Consider the following 18726-nt stretch of genomic DNA (forward strand, 5'->3'; position numbering starts at 1 on the left):
TCCAATCAGTAGTAATAGACGCGGGACAGATTCCCGCATGATCGGGCCATTATAGAAACGCTTCCTGACAACTTCTTTTAGAAGTGCGACAGGCATTTTCATTTTTGACGCTGCTTGACTATTGGGCAAGTTTTCGCTGGCGTTCTTCCCTCGGGGTATTGCCGAACAAAGCGCCAAATGCCGTCGAGAAATGCGAGCCCGAGGAAAAACCGCACATCAGCCCGACCTGCACGATCGAATGATTGGTATCGAGCAGCAGCTGGCGCGCACGGCGCAAGCGCAGTTCGAGGTAGTAGCGCGACGGCAGGCTGCCCAGGTATTGCTTGAACAGGCGCTCCAGCTGGCGTCGCGAGATGCCCGACAGCTGGGCGATGTCGTCGGTCGAGAGCGGCTCTTCGATATTCGCTTCCATCAGCGCCACCGCCTCGGACAGCTTGGGCTGCAAGACACCGAAGCGGGCCTGCAGCGCCACCCGCTGGCGCTCGTCCGGGCCGCGCACCCGGTCGATGCACAGGGTTTCCTTGACCTGCGCCTGGACGGTGGCGCCGAATAGCAGCTCGACCAGGGTCAGGGCGAAGTCGATGCTGGCCGCGCCGCCGCAGCAGGTGAGGCGGTTGGCATCGAACTCGTACAGGTGGGGACTCAGCAGGGCTTGCTCGGCGCGGGCGTTCATGTCCGGATACAGGGCCCAGGGCAGCGCGGCGCGCGCGCCATGCAAGACCCCGGCGTCGGCCAGCCACAGCACGCCGGCCCCTACCCCGCCCCAGTACGGCGCGGCGCGGCAGCGCTCGACCAGCGCGCGCAGGTTGGCCGGCCGCAGGGCCGCCTCGGATTCGTCGGCCACCAGCAGCACCAGTTGCCAGTGGCGCCCGGCGTCGCCCATGAATTTATCGGGGCCGCGCACGTCGACGTGCAGCCGGTCGGGCCCCAGCACCTTGGCCGCCAGGCGCAGCGGCTGGTACAGGCCGGACCAGGTCAGCGCATCGGGCTCGCCGGCGTTGACCAGCAGGACGCGCAGCGGCCGCTCCTGCGCCAGCAGGGACAGGTCAGGCGGCATCGCGGCGGATCATGGATGCCATGGCTGTGACAGCGGACGGGCGACGGGCGTGATGGGGCGACATGGACGTCTATCATACCGGAGAACAATAGGACCGGTTTCCGGCCGCCCATGCGCCCTGGCAGATATTGCGTGGCGGGCAACGTGAGGCGCGGCGGACAGCTATAATCCCGGGCCATGGGGGAACGATATCTAAAAAGCGTCCGGCTGCTGGCCGAGTGCATGCAAGGCTTCGAGCGCGTCTCGGGCGATGCGGTGCGCCAGCACGGGTTGACGCACGCACAGTTCGATATCATCGCGACGCTGGGCAATACGACCGGCATGAGCTACAAGGAACTGGGCGAACGCACCCTGATCACCAAGGGCACCCTGACCGGCGTCATCGAACGCCTGGAACAAAAGGGCCTGGTGCTGCGCGAGCGCAGCTGCGACGACAAGCGATCGTTCTTCGTGCGCCTGACGCCTGCCGGCGATCGGGTGTTCTGCGATGTCTTCCCGAAAGTGATTGCACGTGGAAAAGAATTATTCACCGCATATAGCGATGCCGACTACGCCACGCTCGAACAGGCACTCGGCCTGCTGCGCATCCGCATCCGCGGCGGCGGCGACACCGGCATCGACGCTGGCGACAGCGCGACGACCATCCCCTCCCACCTGAAGGAAACGCCTTGAAAACCTCCCTCATCGACGGCAAGAAGCCGGCCCATTTCGACAAGCACATCATCGGCAATATCCTGCTCGACGTCGCCGCGCTGGACGAAGTGCGCGAAGAACCGATGCTGATCGGCGTGCGCAACGAATCCGGCGAGATCTACCGCCTGATCGGCGCCACCAAGCTCAACAGCTACATGAACGCTGTGGAAGAGCTGCTCGACCTGGGCCTGGTCGACGAGCTGGAAAACCTGGAAGAGCAGAAGGAAGGCTGCGACGCCATCTTCAGCGAAGAGTGATGATGCGGCCGAGCGACGATCGACGCCGCCAATAGTTCTTCACGGAAATTTTTTTGCAAGTAGCCTGCTGCGTTGGGGGTATAATTTTTTTCATGGACCACGTTTCCGCACTCGACAGCATCGTCGCCGAAGCCGGCCGCAGCGAACTTGCCTTCCCGACCAGCCTCAACGCATCGCTGACCCTGCAGCGTGCCCTGGGCGAACCCGATTGCCATATCGACGCCGCCGCGCGCCTGGTGCAGGCCGAGCCGCTGCTGGCGGCGCGCACGGTGGCGATCGCCAATTCGGTGGCCTACAACCGCAGCGGCCACGAGGTCACCAATGTGCGCGCGGCGGTCCAGCGCGTGGGCTTTCGCACCCTCGGCGCCCTGGCGGCCTCGGTCATCGTGCGCCAGCTGGCCAGCGAGATCCGCGATCCCGGCCTGCGCCACAAGGCCGACCAGCTGTGGGCCCACTCGGCCCATGTGGCGGCCCTGAGCCAGGTGATCGCCCGCCGCGTGTCCTTCGTCGATCCCGAAACCGCGCTGTTCGCCGGTATCGTGCACGAAGTCGGCGGTTTTTATCTGCTGTCGCGCGCCGAGGCCCTGCCCGGCTTGTTGGACGATAACCTCGATGCCTGGCTCGACCACGGCGAAGCGGCCATCGGCCGCGGTGTGCTGCACAAGCTGGGCGTGCCGGCGCCGGTGATGGGCGCGATCGAAGCGCTGTGGGACGGCATGCGCGCGCTTCCCCCCGAAACGCTGGGCGATACCCTGCTGCTGGCCAACGACCTGGCGCCGTATCCTTCTCCCCTGTTCGCACCGCACGGCGCGACCACGCACGCCGCGGCCGCCACCATCGATTTCGTGTTTGGCGACGGCACGCTCAAGGGCGTGCTGGATGAATCGGGCGAAGAAGTCAAAAGCCTGACCGCGGCCCTGCTGTAGTCAGGTGGCGGCACTCGCCAGGGTGGGACATCGGCTGAGACCTGTGCGAACCGGACAGGTTCGCATGATTAACACGACAGCGCCAAAAAAAACGCCCGCTCGGTAAGGAGCGGGCCAAGTCCAAAACTAGGGATGTCCTGAAAGAGACAGGTCGATCTTATGCTGGTGGTGCAGCGCAATCCGTACGTTTGCGCACATTAAACACCGATCTCTTGCGTCCAGCGTCCAGCGCCAGCCCAGGCGTGCTTTTCCCTTCCTCGCTTTCTGCTAAGGTCGTTCCAGCCAGGAGCGCGACAGTAGCGACCGCGCACCGGCGCTCTTACGCTCTCGAGGAAATCCCATGAATATCAAGCTCAACGACCAGGTGGCGCTCGTGACCGGCGGCGACTCCGGCATCGGCCGCGCCATCTGCCTCGCTTTCGCCGCCGCCGGCGCCAAGGTGGTGGTCAACTTCAACAGCAGCGAGGACAAGGCCAGGGAAGTCGTGCAAGCGATCGAACAGGCCGGCGGCCAAGCGCTCGCGGTCCAGTGCGACGTGTCCAGCGAGGACGACGTCGAACGCCTGTTCCAGGAAACCCATGCGGCCTTCGGCGGTCTCGACATCCTGGTCGCCAACTCGGGCATCCAGAAGGACGCCCCGTTCGCCGACATGTCGCTCAAGGACTGGAAAGCCGTGCTCGACGTAAACCTGACCGGCCAGTTCCTGTGCGCCCGCGCGGCGGTGCGCCGCTTCCGCGAGCAGGGCAACCGCGGCCGCATGCGCGCCAACGGCGTCATCCTGTGCATGAGCTCGGTCCACGAGACCATCCCCTGGGCCGGCCACGTCAACTATGCCGCCTCGAAGGGCGGCATGGGCATGTTCATGCGTTCGCTGGCGCAAGAAGTCGCGAAGGAGCGCATCCGCGTCAATGGCATCGCACCCGGCGCCATCCGCACCCCGATCAACGAAGACGCCACCGAAGGCGAGGCCGGCAACAGGCTGCTCGAGCTGATTCCCTACGGACGCATCGGCGATGTCGCCGACGTGGCCAACCTGGCGCTGTTCATGGCCTGCGACCTGGCCGACTACATGACCGGCACCACGGTCTATGTCGACGGCGGCATGTCGCTCTATCCGGGATTCGAAGACAATGGCTGAAGCAGATGCAACCCGCCCGCCGCGCCCGATCGGCGACCACGGCGCGATCGGCAACATGGCCACGATCGCGCTCGTGGCGCTTGATGGCACGATCGACTTCCTGTGCTGGCCCGACTTCGACAGCCCCAGCATATTCGCGGCCCTGCTCGATCCCGCACAGGGCGGCCATTTCACCATTGCGCCGGAGATCGCCGACGTGCGCGTCGTGCAGACCTATCTGCCCGACACCAATGTCTTGCTGACCCAGTGGCTGGGCGAATCGTCCAGCGCCGACGTCACCGATCTCATGTCCGGCCCCGAGGAACTCGGCCATGGCGCGGCGCGTCTGCTGCGCCGGGTCACGGTCACCAAGGGCGAAGTGTGCATCAAGGTCGACTGCCAGCCGCGTCTCGACTATGCCCGCCAGAGGCCCGACGTCACCGTCGGGCCGGATTACGTGGTGTTCTCGGCTCCGGGCTCGCCGCGCCTGCGCCTGTCGGCGCCCGTGCAGTTCGTCGCCAACGACGGCGGCGCCGAGGCTTCAGTGATGCTGCGCGCCGGCGACGTCCTGGACTTCGTGCTCGACGAGGACCATGGCCCGCACCTCGACGCCGGCGCCCGCGACGCCCTGCTGGAAGAAGTGGTACGGCGCTGGCAAGCCTGGAGCAGGCGCTCGACCTACAAGGGCCGCTGGCGCGATGCGGTCATGCGGTCGGCCCTGGTGCTCAAGCTGCTGACCTCGTGCCGTCACGGTTCGATCGCCGCGGCCGCCACGTTCGGCCTGCCCGAGGTGCTCGGCGGCTCGCGCAACTGGGACTACCGCGCCACCTGGATCCGCGACGCCTCGTTCACCGTGTACGCCCTGATGCGGCTCGGCTACACCGACGAGGCGAAGGCGTTTACCCGCTGGTCGGCCGAGCGGCCGAAGCACGATACGACCGAGAGCCACTTGCGGATCATGTACGCGCTCGACGGCAGCCAGGTTGCCGAGGAAATCGAACTCGATCACCTCGCCGGCTATGCCGATTCAAGGCCGGTTCGCATCGGCAACGCCGCCGCCGGCCAGCTGCAGCTCGACATCTTCGGCGCCCTGCTCGATTCCATCTATCTCAGCAATAAATATGGCGAAGCCATCTCGCATGCCGACTGGGTAGGCGTCTGCAAAGTGGTCAATTATGTCTGCGACAACTGGCAGCTTGCGGACGCGGGCATCTGGGAAGGACGCGAGGAACCGCGCGAACACCTGCATTCGCAGCTCATGTGCTGGGTGGCGGTCGACCGCGCGGTGCGCCTGGCCGGCAAGCGTTCGCTCAGGGCGCCGTTCGAGCGCTGGATCGCCGCCCGCAACGATATCTCCAAGTACATCTGGGAGACCTTCTGGAACGACGAGCTCGGCCACTTCGTGCGCAGCAAGGGATCGCACGACCTTGATGGCGCACTCCTGATGATGCCGCTAGTACGTTTCGTCGGCTCCACCGATCCGCAATGGCTGGCGACGCTGGACGCGATCGGCGCCCAGCTCGGCGACGATGCGCTGGTACTACGCTATGACCGCGACGACGGGCTCGACGGCCAGGAAGGCGCTTTCGCGGCGTGTTCCTTCTGGTATGTCGAATGCCTGGCGCGCGCGGGCCGCATCGACCAGGCGCGCAATAATATGGAAAAGCTGCTCGCCTACGGCAACCATGTCCACCTGTATGCGGAAGAATTCACCAGCCGGGCCGAACTGCTCGGTAATTTTCCGCAGGCCTTTACCCACCTGGCCCTGATCAGTGCCGCGACCTATCTCGATGCAGCGATCGACGGCAACATCGACCACCCCTGGCAGCTGTAGGGGAAAGCGGGCAAAAAAAACCCGCTCCGTTGCCGGGGCGGGTTGAAGTCCAAAACTAGGGATGTCCTGAAAGAGACAAGTCCATCTTACTTTCGGCAGAGTGGGGGCTCGGTGCGCTGATTCACACTTCGGCATGATTTTTTAATATGGATCGCATCGTTCGATTATTGCGCCAGGCGAAATAAGCATGTGCCAACAGCGTCATTCCCGTTGAACGCAATTGATCCCACACTGGCTGCATGGACGCGACTGACGCGGCCCATCAACCCCCAACCAGGATCAATACCGTGAAAATCCACCACCACCCGCTGTCCGGCCATTCCCATCGCGTCGTCCTGTTCGCCTCACTTCTCGGTATCCCGCACGAGCTGGTGGAAATCGATCTCAAGGCCGGCGCCCACAAGCAGCCCGCATTCCTCGCCCTGAATCCCTTCGGCCAGGTGCCGGTGCTGGAAGACGATGGCGTAATCGTCGCCGATTCCAACGCCATCCTGGTGTATCTGGCCACGAAAACCAACCGTGACGACTGGCTGCCCATGGACGCGGCCGGCGCCGCGGCCGTGCAGCGCTGGCTGTCGGTGGCCGCTGGCGACGTCGCCTACGGTCCGGCCGCGGCGCGCCTGATCACCGTGTTCGGCGCCAGGTACAACGCCGACGAAGTCATCACCCGCGCGCACGCCCTGCTGGCCCGGCTGGAAAGCCACCTGGCCGGCCGCGACTGGCTGGCCGCCGACCATCCGACCATTGCCGACGTCGCGCTCTACAGCTACCTCGCCCGCGCTCCCGAAGGCAATGTCGACCTGTCCGGCTATCCGCAGGTCGGGCGCTTCCTGCGCCGCATCGAGGCATTGCCGGGCTTCGTCCCCTTCGTCCAGACGCCGGTCGGCCTGGCCGCCGCCTGACGACGAACATGCCCTTGCGCACACGACAGGAGACCAAGATGGCCGAACAACGGGAAAAGCCGCCCACCTGGCACGAAGGCGAAAAATTCATGCAGGCGAAGCTGGGCGTCGTCGAACGCATGGACATCGTCGGCCGCCGCGTGATGCGTGACTTCATGCCCGACCAGCACCGCGACTTCTATGCCCAACTGCCGTTCATCGTGCTGGGCAGCGTGGATGCCGAAGGCGATGCCTGGGCTACGTTCCTGGAGGGCCGCCCGGGCTTCATATCGTCGCCGACGCGCACCGCGCTGGAGCTCGCCGTCCGCCCGCACCCGGCCGACCCGGCGGCGGCAGGCATGCTCGACGGCGCTCCGGTCGGCCTGCTTGGCATCGAGATGCACACGCGGCGCCGCAACCGCATGAACGGTTGCCTGACGCTCACCGATGCCGGACTGCGCATCGACGTCGACCAGAGCTTCGGCAACTGTCCGCGCTACATCCAGCTGCGCGCGTTCTCCTTCGCACGCGAGCCGGGTGCGCCGTTCAGCGGCCGCATCGAGCACCTGGACGCGCTCGACCCAGCGGCGCGCAGCCTGGTCGCGGGGGCCGACGCCTTCTACGTCGCCTCGTATGCCGACCGCGCCGAGCGCGCGGGACTGCGCCAGGTCGATGTCTCCCATCGTGGCGGCAAGGCCGGCTTCGTGCGCGTCGCCGACGACGGCACGCTCACGATTCCCGATTTCGACGGCAACCTGTTCTTCAATACCCTGGGCAATATCGTCGCCAACGGCAAGGCCGGGCTGCTGTTCGTCGACGACGCCAGCGGCGACATGCTGCAGTTGAGCGGCGACGCCGAAGTCGTGTTCGACTCGCCCGAGATCGCCGCCTTCCAGGGCGCCGAGCGGCTGTGGACCTTCAAGGCGCGCCGCATCGTGCGCCGCAGCGCCGGCCTGGCCCTGCGCTGGACCTTCCAGGACGGCGGCTGGTCGGACAGTTCACTGATGACGGGCGACTGGCAGCAGGCCGGCGAACGCCTGCGCGCCCTTGACTTCGCCAACCGCTGGCGCGGCCTGAAGGTCGCGCGCATCGTCGAGGAAAGCACGGCGATCCGGTCGTTCTACCTGGAGCCGGACGACGGCGCCGGACTGCTGCCGCACCTCGCGGGCCAGCACCTGCCGATCCGGGTCCTGCTGCCTGGCGCCGCCCAGCCGCTCATCCGTACCTACACCCTGTCGCATGCACCGTCCGATGGCGCCTACCGGATCAGCGTCAAGCGCGAGAGCCTGGTGTCACGCTACCTGCACGAGCAATTGCGCGAGGGCGACGTGCTCGAGACCCGCGCGCCGGCCGGCGATTTCACGCTCGATATGGGCACCAGCCGGCCGGTGGTGCTGCTGGCCGGCGGCGTCGGCATCACGCCCATGCTGGCGATGCTGCGCCACATCGTCTACGAAGGATTGCGCAAACAAAAGATTCGCCCCACGACGCTGTTCTATGCCGCCCGCTCGAAGGCCGAGCGCGCCTTCGACGGCGAACTGGCCAGCCTTGTCGCGGCCGCGAAAGGCGCCGTCAAGCTGGTGCGCGTGCTCAGCGAGCCGCACGATGCCGGCGAGGGCCGCGACTACGAGGTCGCCGGCCGCATCGACATGGCGCTGCTCGGCCGCTACCTGTCGTTCGGCGACTATGAATTCTATCTGTGCGGTCCGCCGGCCTTCAGCCAGGCGATCTATGACGGGCTGCGCGGCTACGGCATCGCCGACGGACGTATCCACGCCGAAGCCTTCGGGCCGGCTTCGCTGGCGCGCACGCCCGACTGCGCCGCCGTCGCCGCCCCCGCGCGGCTGCCGCCGGCGACGCAAACGGTGCCGGTCATGTTCATGGAGTCGCTCAAGGAAGCACGCTGGACACCCGGTGGCGGCACCCTGCTCGACCTGGCCGAGGCGCGCGGACTGGAACCGGAATACAGCTGCCGCGAAGGCACCTGCGGGACCTGCCGCACCAAGCTGCTCAAGGGCGCGGTGACCTATATCAAGGAACCAGCCGCGAGCGTGGCGGACGACGAGGTATTGATCTGCTGCGCAGTCCCGGCCGAGCAGCCCGACTCCGACAGCGGCCTGCAGCTGGTCCTGTGAAGCTGACGCCGAGCGGCGGACAAAAAAAACCCGCTTCTTTGCGGAAGCGGGTGAAGTCCAAAACTAGGGATGTCCTGAAAGAGACAGGTCCACTATAGGAGCGCCGGACATGCGACTCCGTGCGTTGCCACACACAGGATTGTGAAATTCGCGTCACAAGCGGTTCACATCAGAAAAAATGCCGCCGAGGCGAGGCCTGGGCGGCATTTTTCATGCAGCGCGGATAATTACACGACCGCGCCGTCGGTTTCGTCTTTTTCCTTGATCGGCCTGATCAGGTCTTCACGCTTGACGCCCAGCCACATGGCCACCGCCGCCGCCACGAACACCGACGAATAGATGCCGAAGCAGATGCCGATGGCCAGCGCGATCGCGAAATAGTGCAGCGCGTAGCCGCCGAAGAACAGCATCGACAGCACCATCATCAGGGTCGAGCCATGGGTGATGATGGTACGCGAGATGGTGCTGGTGATCGCGTGGTCGATCACTTCGCTCGTCGACATCTTGCGCTGCTTGCGGAACATCTCGCGGATCCGGTCGAAGATGACGACCGATTCGTTGACCGAGTAGCCCAGCACCGCCAGGGTTGCCGCCAGCACGGTCAGCGAGAATTCCCACTGGAAGAAGGCAAAGAAGCCCAGGATGATGACCACGTCGTGCAGGTTGGCCACCACCGCGGCGACCGCGAATTTCCATTCGAAGCGGATCGCCAGGTAGATCATGATGCCGACGATCACCATGATCAGGGCATTCAGGCCGTTCTGCGCCAGCTCTTCACCGACCGACGGGCCGACGAACTGGACCTGCTGCAGGCCGACCAGTTCCTGGCCGCCGGCCGCCACGCAGCTGGTGCGATTGAGTACCTCGCCCTTGGCGCTGGTGGTCTGGGTCTGCTTGGGCGTGCCCTGTTCGGCGCCGCAGATCGCATTGAACACGGCGATCGAGGCGCCCGCCGCATCCTTGCCTTCCATGATCGGCAGGCGCAGCATGATGTCCTGGGCGGTGCCGAAACTGGCCACCTCAGGGTGCGAATAGCCCATGCCGCGCAGCGTGGTGCGGATCTTTTCCTGGTCCGCCGCCTGCGGATAGTGCAGCTCCATCACGGTGCCGCCGGTGAATTCCACCGAGAAGTTCAGGCCTTTGCTGAACAGGAAGAACACCGCCGCAACGAAGGTCAGCACTGAGACCGCATTGAGGATCAAGGCGTGGCGCATGAACGGGATATCCCGTTTGATCTTGAAAAATTCCATCTTCTTGTCCCGATTGCTTACTTCTTGTTAGGCGTCATGCCAGGCTGCCAGACCGTGCCGATCGAAATCTTGGTCAGCTTCTTCTTGCGGCCATACCACAGGTTGGCAAAACCGCGGGCCACGACGACGGCCGAGAACATCGAGGTCAGGATGCCCAGGCAGTGCACCACGGCGAAGCCGCGCACCGGACCGGAACCGAAGATCAGCAGCGCCAGGCCGACGATCAGGGTGGTCACGTTGGAGTCGACGATGGTGTCCCAGGCGTGCTTGGAACCGGCCGCGATCGCCGCCTGCGGCGGGGAGCCGGCGCGCAGTTCTTCGCGGATGCGCTCGTTGACCAGCACGTTGGAGTCGATCGCGACGCCCAGCGCGAGCGCGATTGCCGCGATGCCCGGCAGGGTCAGGGTAATGCCCAGGATCGACAGCAGGGCCAGCAGGAACAGCACGTTGGCCGCCAGCGCCAGCGCCGAGAACACGCCGAACAGGTGGTAATAGATGACCATGAAGATGGCGATCGCCACGAAGCCCCAGATGGTCGACTGCAGGCCGCGCTCGATGTTCTCGGCGCCCAGCTGCGGGCCGATCACGCGTTCTTCGACGAATTCCATCGGCGCCGACAGCGCACCCGAGCGCAGCAGCAGCGCCAGTTCGTTGGCGTCCTGCGAGGTGCCCATATTGGTGATCTGGAAGGTCGAACCCAGCTCGCTCTGGATGGTCGGGGCCGACAGCACGTTGTAGACACCCTTTTCCTTCAGCAGGATGGCCATGCGCTTGCCGACATTGTCGCGGGTCGCCTGGCGGATGCGGCGGCCGCCGTCGCCGTTCAGGTCGAGCGAGACGGCAGGCTGCTGGTTCTGGTCGAAGCTGGCGGTGGCGCTCGAGATGTATTCGCCGGTCAGGATGATGTCGCGCGACAGCACGACCGGGGCGCCGCGGCCTTCGGTGAACAGCTCGGAATTGATCGGGATCGCGGCCGACAGCTCGGTGCCCGGGGTCACGGTCGAGTCGACCATGCGCAGCTCGAGGGTCGCGGTGCGGCCGATGATGTCCTTGGCGCGTGCCACGTCCTGCACGCCCGGCAGCTGGACCACGATGCGGTCGGCGCCCTGCTGCTGGATGATCGGCTCGGTGGTGCCCAGCTCGTTGATGCGCTTGGACAGGGTCACGATGTTCTGCTTGACGCCGGCTTCGATCGAGTTCTTGATCGCGTCCGGTTTCAGGCTGACGACCAGCTTCTGGTCGGCGCCGTCGGCGGCGTCGGCGAAATTGATCTCGTTCGACTGGGCGCTGAGCACGCTACGGGCAGCGGTGCGGGTGGCGGCGTCGCGGAAGCGTACTTCGATGGTGTCGCCCACGCGCTCGATGCCGGCGTGGCGCACGTTCTTGTCGCGCAGGTTGCTGCGCACGGCCGCTTGCAGCGCTTTCACCTTATTGTCGATCACGGCCTTGGTGTCGACTTGCAGCAGGAAGTGCACGCCGCCACGCAAGTCGAGGCCCAGGCTCATCGGACCGGCACCGATCTTCGTCATCCAGGCCGGGGTGTTCTTGACCAGGTTGACGGTGACGATATAGTCGGGATTGGCCGGGTCGCGGTTCAGTTCTTTTTCGAGGGCCAGCTTGGCCTTGAACTGGTCTTCGGTGCCGGCGAAACGGGCGCGCACCGAGGTGTTGTGGCCTTCGCCTTCGAGGCTGATGCCGGTGGTGGGAATGCCGGCCCGCTTGAGCGCATCCTCGACCAGGTTGGTGGAGGCGCTGGTGATGTTCAGGGTCGAACGGCCCGATGTCACCTGCAACGCCGGCGTTTCGCCGAAGTAGTTAGGCGCCGTGTACAACGCGCCGAGCAGCAGCGCGATGACGATCATTAGGTATTTCCAGACGGGATAGCGATTCATAGTGTTCCGGCGTTCAGGTTGGGCGGTGCGGCACGGGGCCGCACGTAGCTTGCACTTACAGGGCTTTCAGGGTGCCCTTCGGCAGCAGGGTCGTCACTGCGTTCTTTTGCACGGTGATTTCGGTGGCGGCCGCGATTTCCAGGGTCACATAGGCATCGGTCACTTTCGAGACACGGCCCACGATGCCACCGGCGGTCACGACTTCGTCGCCCTTGGTCAGTGCATCCATCATCGCTTTCAGCTCGCGCTGGCGTTTCTGCTGAGGGCGGATCATCAGGAAATACATGACCACGAACATCAGGATCAGCGGCAGGAAGGTCGTCAGGCTGCCCATGATGCCTGGGTCAGCGGCGGCGGTTTGCGCGTAAGCGTTGGAAATGAACACAAGAACTCCGATGGTGAAGTTAAAAAAAGAAGCGGTGTATTCTAGCATCGGCCAGTCACCGGAAACCAAATCTGGCAATAGGTAATCTTGCTTTCCGGTATTGCAAGAGCTTGCTAGAAATTAAATCCTGGCGCCACCGTCAATACGGCAGCGCCGGGCCCAGCTGGAGAGCGAGCGCTTACACGCCGCGTGCACGGCCGGCGTTGAACTCGACGCGAAACGCATTAAAACGGTCGGCGTCGATCGCGTCGCGCATTTCCTGCATCAGCTTGAGGTAGTAATGCAGGTTATGGATCGTGTTCAGGCGCGCGCCCAGGATCTCGTTCGAGCGGTGCAGGTGGTGCAGGTAGGCGCGCGAGAAATTCTTGCAGCAATAACAATCGCAGCTCTCGTCCAGGGGCGCCTGGTCATCCTTGTAGCGCGCATTCTTGATCTTGACGTCGCCGAAGCGGGTGAACAGCCAGCCATTGCGCGCGTTCCGGGTCGGCATCACGCAGTCGAACATGTCGACGCCGTTCGCCACGCCGTCGACCAGGTCTTCCGGCGTGCCGACGCCCATCAGGTAGTGCGGCTTGTTCTCGGGCAGGCGCGGGCCGACGTGGGCCAGGATGCGCTTCATGTCTTCCTTCGGCTCGCCGACCGACAGGCCGCCGATCGCCAGGCCCGGGAAGTCGATGTCTTCCAGGCCCGCCAGCGACTCGTCGCGCAGATGCTCGTACATGCCGCCCTGGACGATGCCGAACAGCGCGTTCGGGTTTTCGCCGCCGGTGAATTCGTTCATCGAACGCTGGGCCCAGCGCAGCGACATGCGCATCGACTTGGCCGCTTCTTCGCTCGTCGCCGGGCGGCCGTCGATCTCATACGGGGTGCATTCATCGAACTGCATCACGATGTCCGAGTTCAGCGCGCGCTGGATCTGCATCGAGATCTCGGGCGACAGGAACAGCTTGGAGCCGTCGATCGGCGAGGCGAACTTGACGCCCTCTTCCGTGATCTTGCGCATGGCGCCCAGCGAAAACACCTGGAAGCCGCCGGAGTCGGTCAGGATCGGCTTGTCCCAGCCCATGAACTGGTGCAGGCCGCCGAACTTGTTCATCACATCGACGCCGGGACGCAGCCACAGGTGAAAGGTATTACCCAGGATGATTTGCGAACCGACTTCTTTCAGTTCGACCGGGTCCATCGCCTTGACCGAACCATAGGTGCCGACCGGCATGAAGATCGGGGTTTCGATGGTGCCGTGGTTCAGCTTCAGGCGGCCGCGACGGGCGTGCGACAGGCCGCTGGTGTCTTTTTTGAGCAGGGTAAATTCGAGCATCGTGTTCTTCTCTAGCGTGAAGGTTCAGCTTTGGCTGCGCGTCGTCAGCAGCATGGCGTCGCCATAGCTGAAGAAGCGGTATTCGTTGGCGATCGCGTGGGCATAGGCCTTGCGGATCGGTGCATAGCCGGCGAAGGCCGACACCAGCATCAGCAGGGTCGACTTGGGCAGGTGGAAGTTGGTGACCAGGCGCGAGACGGTCTTGAAGGTGTAGCCGGGCGTGATGAACAGCGCAGTGTCGGCGCTGCCGGCGACCAGCGCGCCGCTTTGCGATGCCGCTTCCAGCGCGCGCAAGGACGTGGTGCCGACGGCGATCACGTCGCGGCCGGCGGCCTTGGCGGCGCGCACCGCGTCTACCGTCTCTTGCGCGATCGTGTACCACTCGGTGTGCATCTTGTGCTCGCTCAAGTCCTCGACCCGCACCGGCTGGAAGGTGCCGGCGCCCACGTGCAGGGTGACGTAGGCGAACTTGACGCCTTTTTGCGCCAGCTTGTCGAGCAGGGGCTGGTCGAAGTGCAGGCCGGCGGTGGGCGCGGCGACGGCGCCCGGCTCTTTCGAGTACACGGTCTGGTAGCGCTGCTCGTCGAATTCGTCGGCGCTGTGCTCGATATACGGCGGCAGCGGCAGGCGGCCATGGGCTTCGATCAGCTCGAACACATCACCTTCGAAATGCAGGGTGAAGAATTCGCCGGCGCGTTCGCCGGTGGTCACATCGAAGGCGTCGGCCAGGCGGATGCGGTTGCCGGGCCTGGGCGACTTCGAGGCGCGTACCTGGGCCAGCACGGTGCGGTTGTCGAGCACCCGCTCGACCAGCACCTCGACCTGGCCGCCGGTTTCCTTGACGCCGAAGAAGCGCGCCTTGAGCACGCGGGTATTGTTCATCACGAGCAGGTCGCCGGCCTGCAGCTGGTCGACGATGTCGGCGAAATGGCGGTCGGTGATCTGGTCGCCGTCGAGCTGCAACAGGCGCGACGCGCTGCGGTCCGGCAGCGGCAATTGCGCGATGCGCTCGGGAGGCAGCTCGAAGTCGAAATCGGAAAGCGAATACATGAGCGAATACGTGGTTCTCAATAGTGGGCAAATAAACGCTGCCAGCTTTACAATACAGGCTTCAGCGCATATGGCGAACCTTCTATTTTACGTCAGCAAGCGCCCCTTTGCCGCGATATGCCCGCCTCCAAGACAACAAATCCTCCGAAAACCCTCGAAAGCAAGCTCGCCCGCCTCGGACTGCGCAGCGACATGGACCTCGTATTGCACCTGCCGATGCGCTACGAGGACGAGACCCGGATCGTGTCGATCCGCGAGGCTTGCCTGCGCGGCGGCCACGTGTCGCAAGTCGAAGGGGTGGTAACCAAGAACGAAATCTCGTTCAAGCCGCGACGCCAGCTCCTGGTGACCATCGCCGACGAATCGGGCGACCTGCTGCTGCGCTTCATGAATTTCTACGGCAGCCAGGTCAAGCAAATGGCCGAGGGCGTGCGCATCCGCGCCCGTAGCGAACTGAAACACGGCTTCTTCGGAGCCGAGATGGTGCATCCGCAATACAAGATCGTCAACGAAGGCGCGCCGCTGCCCTCCTCGCTCACGCCGGTGTACCCGGCCGGCGAAGGGCTGTCGCAGACGGTATTGCGGCGCGCGATCGCCGACGCCATGAAACGGATCGACTGGAGCGACACCGTGCCGGCCGGGATCCGCGCCCGGATGGGGTTGATCGACTTCGAGCCGGCGGTCAAGCTGCTGCACTATCCGCCGGCCGACGTCGACGAACACGCGCTGGGCGAAAAATCGCATCCGGCCTGGGAACGCATGAAGTTCGACGAGTTGCTGGCGCAGCAGCTGTCTCTCAAGCGGGCGCAACGCGCGCGGCGCGAAAAAGGCGCGCCGATTCTCGCGGCGGTGGGCGCCCTGTCCGAGGCCTTCCTGAAGGGGCTGCCGTTCGCGCTGACCGGCGCCCAGCAGCGCGTGGTGCAAGAAATTCGCGCGGACCTGGCAGAAGGCTATCCGATGCAGCGCCTGCTGCAGGGCGACGTCGGCAGCGGCAAGACCGTGGTCTCGGCGCTAGCCGCGGCGCAGGCGATCGACAGCGGCTACCAGGCGGCGCTGATGGCGCCGACCGAGATCCTGGCCGAGCAGCATTTCAGAAAGATCGCGGCCTGGATGGAGCCGCTTGGCGTCAAGGTCGCCTGGCTCACCGGCAGCCTCAAGAAAAAAGAGAAAGCGGCATCGAACGAATTGATCGAGTCGGGCCAGGCGCAGCTGGTGATCGGGACCCACGCGCTGATCCAGGACACGGTGCAGTTCGCGAAACTGGGCCTGGTGATCGTCGACGAACAGCACCGCTTCGGCGTCGGCCAGCGCCTCACGCTGCGCAACAAGGGCAGCGATGGCCTGGTGCCGCACCAGCTCATGATGTCGGCCACGCCGATCCCGCGCACGCTGGCGATGACGTACTACGCCGACCTCGAGGTCTCGGTGATCGACGAGCTGCCGCCAGGGCGCAGCCCGATCGTCACGCGTGCGATCGACCAGATGCGGCGCGACGAGGTGATCGAGCGCGTCTACGCGGCGGCGCTCGAGGGGCGCCAGGCGTATTGGGTCTGCCCCCTGATCGAGGAATCCGAGGCCCTGCAACTGCAGACCGCGACCGAGACCTACGAGACGCTGGCCGAATCGTTGCCCGAGCTGCAGGTGGGGCTGGTGCATGGCCGCATGAAGCCGGCCGAAAAGCAGGAAGTGATGGACGCCTTCACGGCCGGCCAGGTGCACGTGCTGGTGGCGACCACCGTGATCGAGGTCGGGGTCGACGTGCCGAATGCCTCGCTGATGGTGATCGAGCATGCCGAGCGCTTCGGCCTGTCGCAGCTGCACCAGCTGCGCGGGCGTGTGGGACGGGGATCGGCGGCGTCGGTGTGCCTGCTGCTGTACCAGTCGCCGCTGGGCCAGGTGGCCAAGCAGCGCTTGATGACGATGCGCGAGACCACGGACGGCTTCGAGATCGCGCGGCGCGACCTGGAGATCCGCGGGCCCGGTGAATTCCTGGGTGCGCGCCAGTCGGGGCAGGCGATGCTGCGCTTTGCCGACCTGGAGCTCGATGGCTGGCTGGTGGACCGTGCGCGCGACGTCGCGCAATATCTGCTCGATGGCGAAAAGCCCGAGAAGATCGCGGTGGTCGATGCGCACCTGGCGCGCTGGCTGGGCGGTCGTGAGGAGTTCCTGAAGGTCTGATGGGCCAACACGAGAAGGACATACGATGATGCAGGAACAGGCACTGACGATCGATGAACTGACTGCCATGGCCCAGGCCTCGGCCCTGGCAACGGGCAGTTGCGCGTGCGAGATCGCCAGCTACGCCGGATGGACGCGGATCCCGGTATCGTTCCCGCAGGCGCAGATGCGTCCGGCCGGCACGCTGGCCGGCGACCCGTACGCCGAGCCGACCTACGCCGAATACCATCCGCACGGGACCAATTACTGGTCGCCAGACGCGCCGATCGCCATCCATTATTTTCCGTTCAACCGCTGCGCGGTCCAGCAGTGCACGGTGTGCCTGCGCTACTGCCTCAGTTATGTGGAAGCGGGCGGCTACTACGTCGAGCCGCGTATTCGCGCGCTCGATGCGCGTCATATCGTGGATGCGCCGGCACCCGATTGAGCGCTTTGCACCAGGCATAGACCGCATATCATTCTCCAGCAGGATCCCGGCTGGATAAATACGTCTTGCCTTACTATCGGCTCAACCATGCTGCGTAAAACGCACTGTGATAATCGGTGAGACATGGAGGCAGCCATGTCGGCTATCTTTGCTGCGATGCGATACGGCGCCTTGCCGGCCTTCCTGACGATCACTGAATACGGACCTGCAATGCCCTTCATCGGACTCGGACTGCACTTCCTCATCGCCATCTTCTTCGCGATCCATGCCGTACGCAACCGCCGCCAGATGTACTGGCTGCTGATCCTGTTCTCGTTCCCGCTGTTTGGCAGCCTCGCCTACTTCGTGGCGGAATACCTGCCGGCCTCGCGGCTCGAACGCCGCGGGCGCATGGCCGGACGCGCGATCCAGCAAAGTCTCGACCCGGGCCGCGACGTGCGCGAGGCCAGGTGCGCGTTCGACCTGACGCCGACCGCCCACAACCAGATGCGCCTGGCCGGCGCGCTGCTGCGAGCCGGCGAACCGGAAGAAGCGGTGCGCCATTACGACGCCTGCCTGAACGGGCCGTTCGCGGGCGACCCGGAAGTGATCCTGGGCGCCGCGCGCGCCCATGTGGCGCACGGACAGCCGGCAGCGGCGATTTCTCTGCTGGCGCCACTGCAATCGACGTCTCCGGATTTTCGCGCCGATGAAGTCGGGCTGGCTCTGGGCCGCGCCTACGGCGCCGCCGGCCGGCAGGACGACGCCGGCGCCGCATTCGCGGCCGTGGCCGAGCGCTTCGGCAGCGTCGAGGCGCGCGTCGAACTGGCGCTATGGGCCCTTGCCAACGGCAAGGACGCGCTGGCGCAACGCGAGTTGAAGGAGATCGCGCATGCCCGCCGGCATATGGCGACGCATACGCGCGCCCTGCACCGCGATCTGTTCAGGCGGCTGGACGCCGCCAGCGCAGAGAAATAAAACGCCAGCGTGCTAGCGGCTGAACGTCAACCGGTTCCCGAACGGATCATTGACGCTCAGCTCGCGCGTTTCCCACGGCGTGTCTTCGATCCCGGGCCGCGCATAGCCATATTGTCTGGCCGCCAGCTCCGCATGCAGGCCATCGATATCGTCGACCTCGATCCGCAGCGCGGCGCCCGGACAGCAATCGCCGTGGTGCTCGCTCAGGTGCAACACGCAATCGCCGCGCGACAGCTGCAGGTAGAGCGGCATGCCGGGCCCGAAGCGATGGTCCCAGTCGACCGTGAAACCAAGGTAGTCGACGTAGAACTCCCTGGCCTTGGCCTCGTCGAAAATGCGCAGGATCGGCGTGACGCTCCCAAGCTTCAT

17 protein-coding genes are annotated in these 18726 nt (G+C 65.0%); 10 read left to right on the plus strand and 7 right to left on the minus strand.

The window, feature by feature from the left end; translation table 11 throughout:
* Positions 1 to 118 precede the first annotated feature (118 nt).
* The gene (locus AC56KW_RS04165) at positions 119 to 1057 is read right to left on the minus strand and encodes a GlxA family transcriptional regulator (RefSeq protein ID WP_497169456.1); all 939 of its coding nucleotides are present in this window, start codon (positions 1055 to 1057) and stop codon (positions 119 to 121) included.
* A 222-nt stretch (positions 1058 to 1279) separates the two neighbouring features.
* Here AC56KW_RS04165 and AC56KW_RS04170 point away from each other — a divergent pair, with 222 nt between their 5' ends.
* From AC56KW_RS04170 to AC56KW_RS04200, 7 genes are all read left to right on the plus strand, one after another.
* Positions 1280 to 1729 carry a MarR family winged helix-turn-helix transcriptional regulator gene (locus AC56KW_RS04170; protein ID WP_497169457.1) on the plus strand — a complete coding sequence of 150 codons (450 nt, stop codon included), beginning with the start codon at positions 1280 to 1282 and terminating at the stop codon, positions 1727 to 1729.
* Entirely contained in the window at positions 1726 to 2007 is a 282-nt protein-coding gene (locus tag AC56KW_RS04175; protein ID WP_497169458.1) for a hypothetical protein, read from the plus strand. Before AC56KW_RS04170 ends, AC56KW_RS04175 begins: the two co-directional genes overlap by 4 nt.
* A 92-nt stretch (positions 2008 to 2099) precedes the next feature.
* Positions 2100 to 2933: an HDOD domain-containing protein gene (locus tag AC56KW_RS04180; RefSeq protein ID WP_497169459.1), complete on the plus strand. Its 834-nt coding sequence runs from the start codon at positions 2100 to 2102 to the stop codon at positions 2931 to 2933.
* A gap of 340 nt (positions 2934 to 3273) precedes the next feature.
* Positions 3274 to 4071, plus strand: a complete 798-nt coding sequence (fabG, locus tag AC56KW_RS04185; RefSeq protein ID WP_497169460.1) for a 3-oxoacyl-ACP reductase FabG — start codon at positions 3274 to 3276, stop codon at positions 4069 to 4071.
* On the plus strand, positions 4064 to 5884 hold the full coding sequence (locus AC56KW_RS04190) for a glycoside hydrolase family 15 protein (RefSeq protein ID WP_497169461.1): 1821 nt from the start codon (positions 4064 to 4066) through the stop codon (positions 5882 to 5884). The genes fabG and AC56KW_RS04190 overlap by 8 nt, the downstream gene beginning before the upstream one ends.
* Before the next feature lie 287 nt (positions 5885 to 6171).
* Positions 6172 to 6786, plus strand: a complete 615-nt coding sequence (locus AC56KW_RS04195) for a glutathione S-transferase family protein (RefSeq protein WP_497169462.1) — start codon at positions 6172 to 6174, stop codon at positions 6784 to 6786.
* A 38-nt stretch (positions 6787 to 6824) separates the two neighbouring features.
* Positions 6825 to 8900 (plus strand): 2Fe-2S iron-sulfur cluster-binding protein, encoded by a 2076-nt coding sequence (locus AC56KW_RS04200; RefSeq protein WP_497169463.1) that lies wholly within the window; start codon positions 6825 to 6827, stop codon positions 8898 to 8900.
* Positions 8901 to 9127: 227 nt separating this feature from the next.
* Here the strand turns inward: AC56KW_RS04200 and secF are convergent, their stop codons facing one another.
* From secF to queA, 5 genes are all read right to left on the minus strand, one after another.
* The gene (secF, locus tag AC56KW_RS04205) at positions 9128 to 10150 is read right to left on the minus strand and encodes a protein translocase subunit SecF (RefSeq protein ID WP_497169464.1); all 1023 of its coding nucleotides are present in this window, start codon (positions 10148 to 10150) and stop codon (positions 9128 to 9130) included.
* A gap of 17 nt (positions 10151 to 10167) precedes the next feature.
* Complete coding sequence (gene secD / locus AC56KW_RS04210) at positions 10168 to 12042, minus strand: protein translocase subunit SecD (RefSeq protein WP_497169465.1); 1875 nt, start codon at positions 12040 to 12042, stop codon at positions 10168 to 10170.
* Positions 12043 to 12097: 55 nt separating this feature from the next.
* Complete coding sequence (gene yajC / locus AC56KW_RS04215; protein WP_497169466.1) at positions 12098 to 12427, minus strand: preprotein translocase subunit YajC; 330 nt, start codon at positions 12425 to 12427, stop codon at positions 12098 to 12100.
* A gap of 178 nt (positions 12428 to 12605) precedes the next feature.
* On the minus strand, positions 12606 to 13745 hold the full coding sequence (tgt, locus tag AC56KW_RS04220; RefSeq protein WP_497169467.1) for a tRNA guanosine(34) transglycosylase Tgt: 1140 nt from the start codon (positions 13743 to 13745) through the stop codon (positions 12606 to 12608).
* A 24-nt stretch (positions 13746 to 13769) separates the two neighbouring features.
* Complete coding sequence (gene queA / locus AC56KW_RS04225; RefSeq protein ID WP_497169468.1) at positions 13770 to 14795, minus strand: tRNA preQ1(34) S-adenosylmethionine ribosyltransferase-isomerase QueA; 1026 nt, start codon at positions 14793 to 14795, stop codon at positions 13770 to 13772.
* Between the two features lie 117 nt (positions 14796 to 14912).
* On the opposite strand from queA, the gene recG reads away from it, so the two are divergent.
* The 3 genes from recG to AC56KW_RS04240 all read left to right on the plus strand — a co-directional run bounded on the left by recG (position 14913) and on the right by AC56KW_RS04240 (position 18357).
* Complete coding sequence (gene recG, locus AC56KW_RS04230) at positions 14913 to 16973, plus strand: ATP-dependent DNA helicase RecG (protein WP_497169469.1); 2061 nt, start codon at positions 14913 to 14915, stop codon at positions 16971 to 16973.
* 25 nt (positions 16974 to 16998) lie between these two features.
* Positions 16999 to 17400, plus strand: coding sequence for a hypothetical protein (locus AC56KW_RS04235; protein ID WP_497169470.1), 402 nt, complete (start codon positions 16999 to 17001; stop codon positions 17398 to 17400).
* Between the two features lie 135 nt (positions 17401 to 17535).
* Positions 17536 to 18357 (plus strand): tetratricopeptide repeat protein, encoded by an 822-nt coding sequence (locus tag AC56KW_RS04240; RefSeq protein ID WP_497169471.1) that lies wholly within the window; start codon positions 17536 to 17538, stop codon positions 18355 to 18357.
* Between the two features lie 12 nt (positions 18358 to 18369).
* Here AC56KW_RS04240 and AC56KW_RS04245 read toward each other — a convergent pair whose 3' ends face one another.
* A complete protein-coding gene (locus AC56KW_RS04245; RefSeq protein ID WP_497169472.1) occupies positions 18370 to 18726 on the minus strand; it encodes a glyoxalase superfamily protein in 357 nt (118 codons plus the stop codon).

The sequence above is a fragment of the Telluria sp. RT2P19 genome, assembly GCF_059685725.1.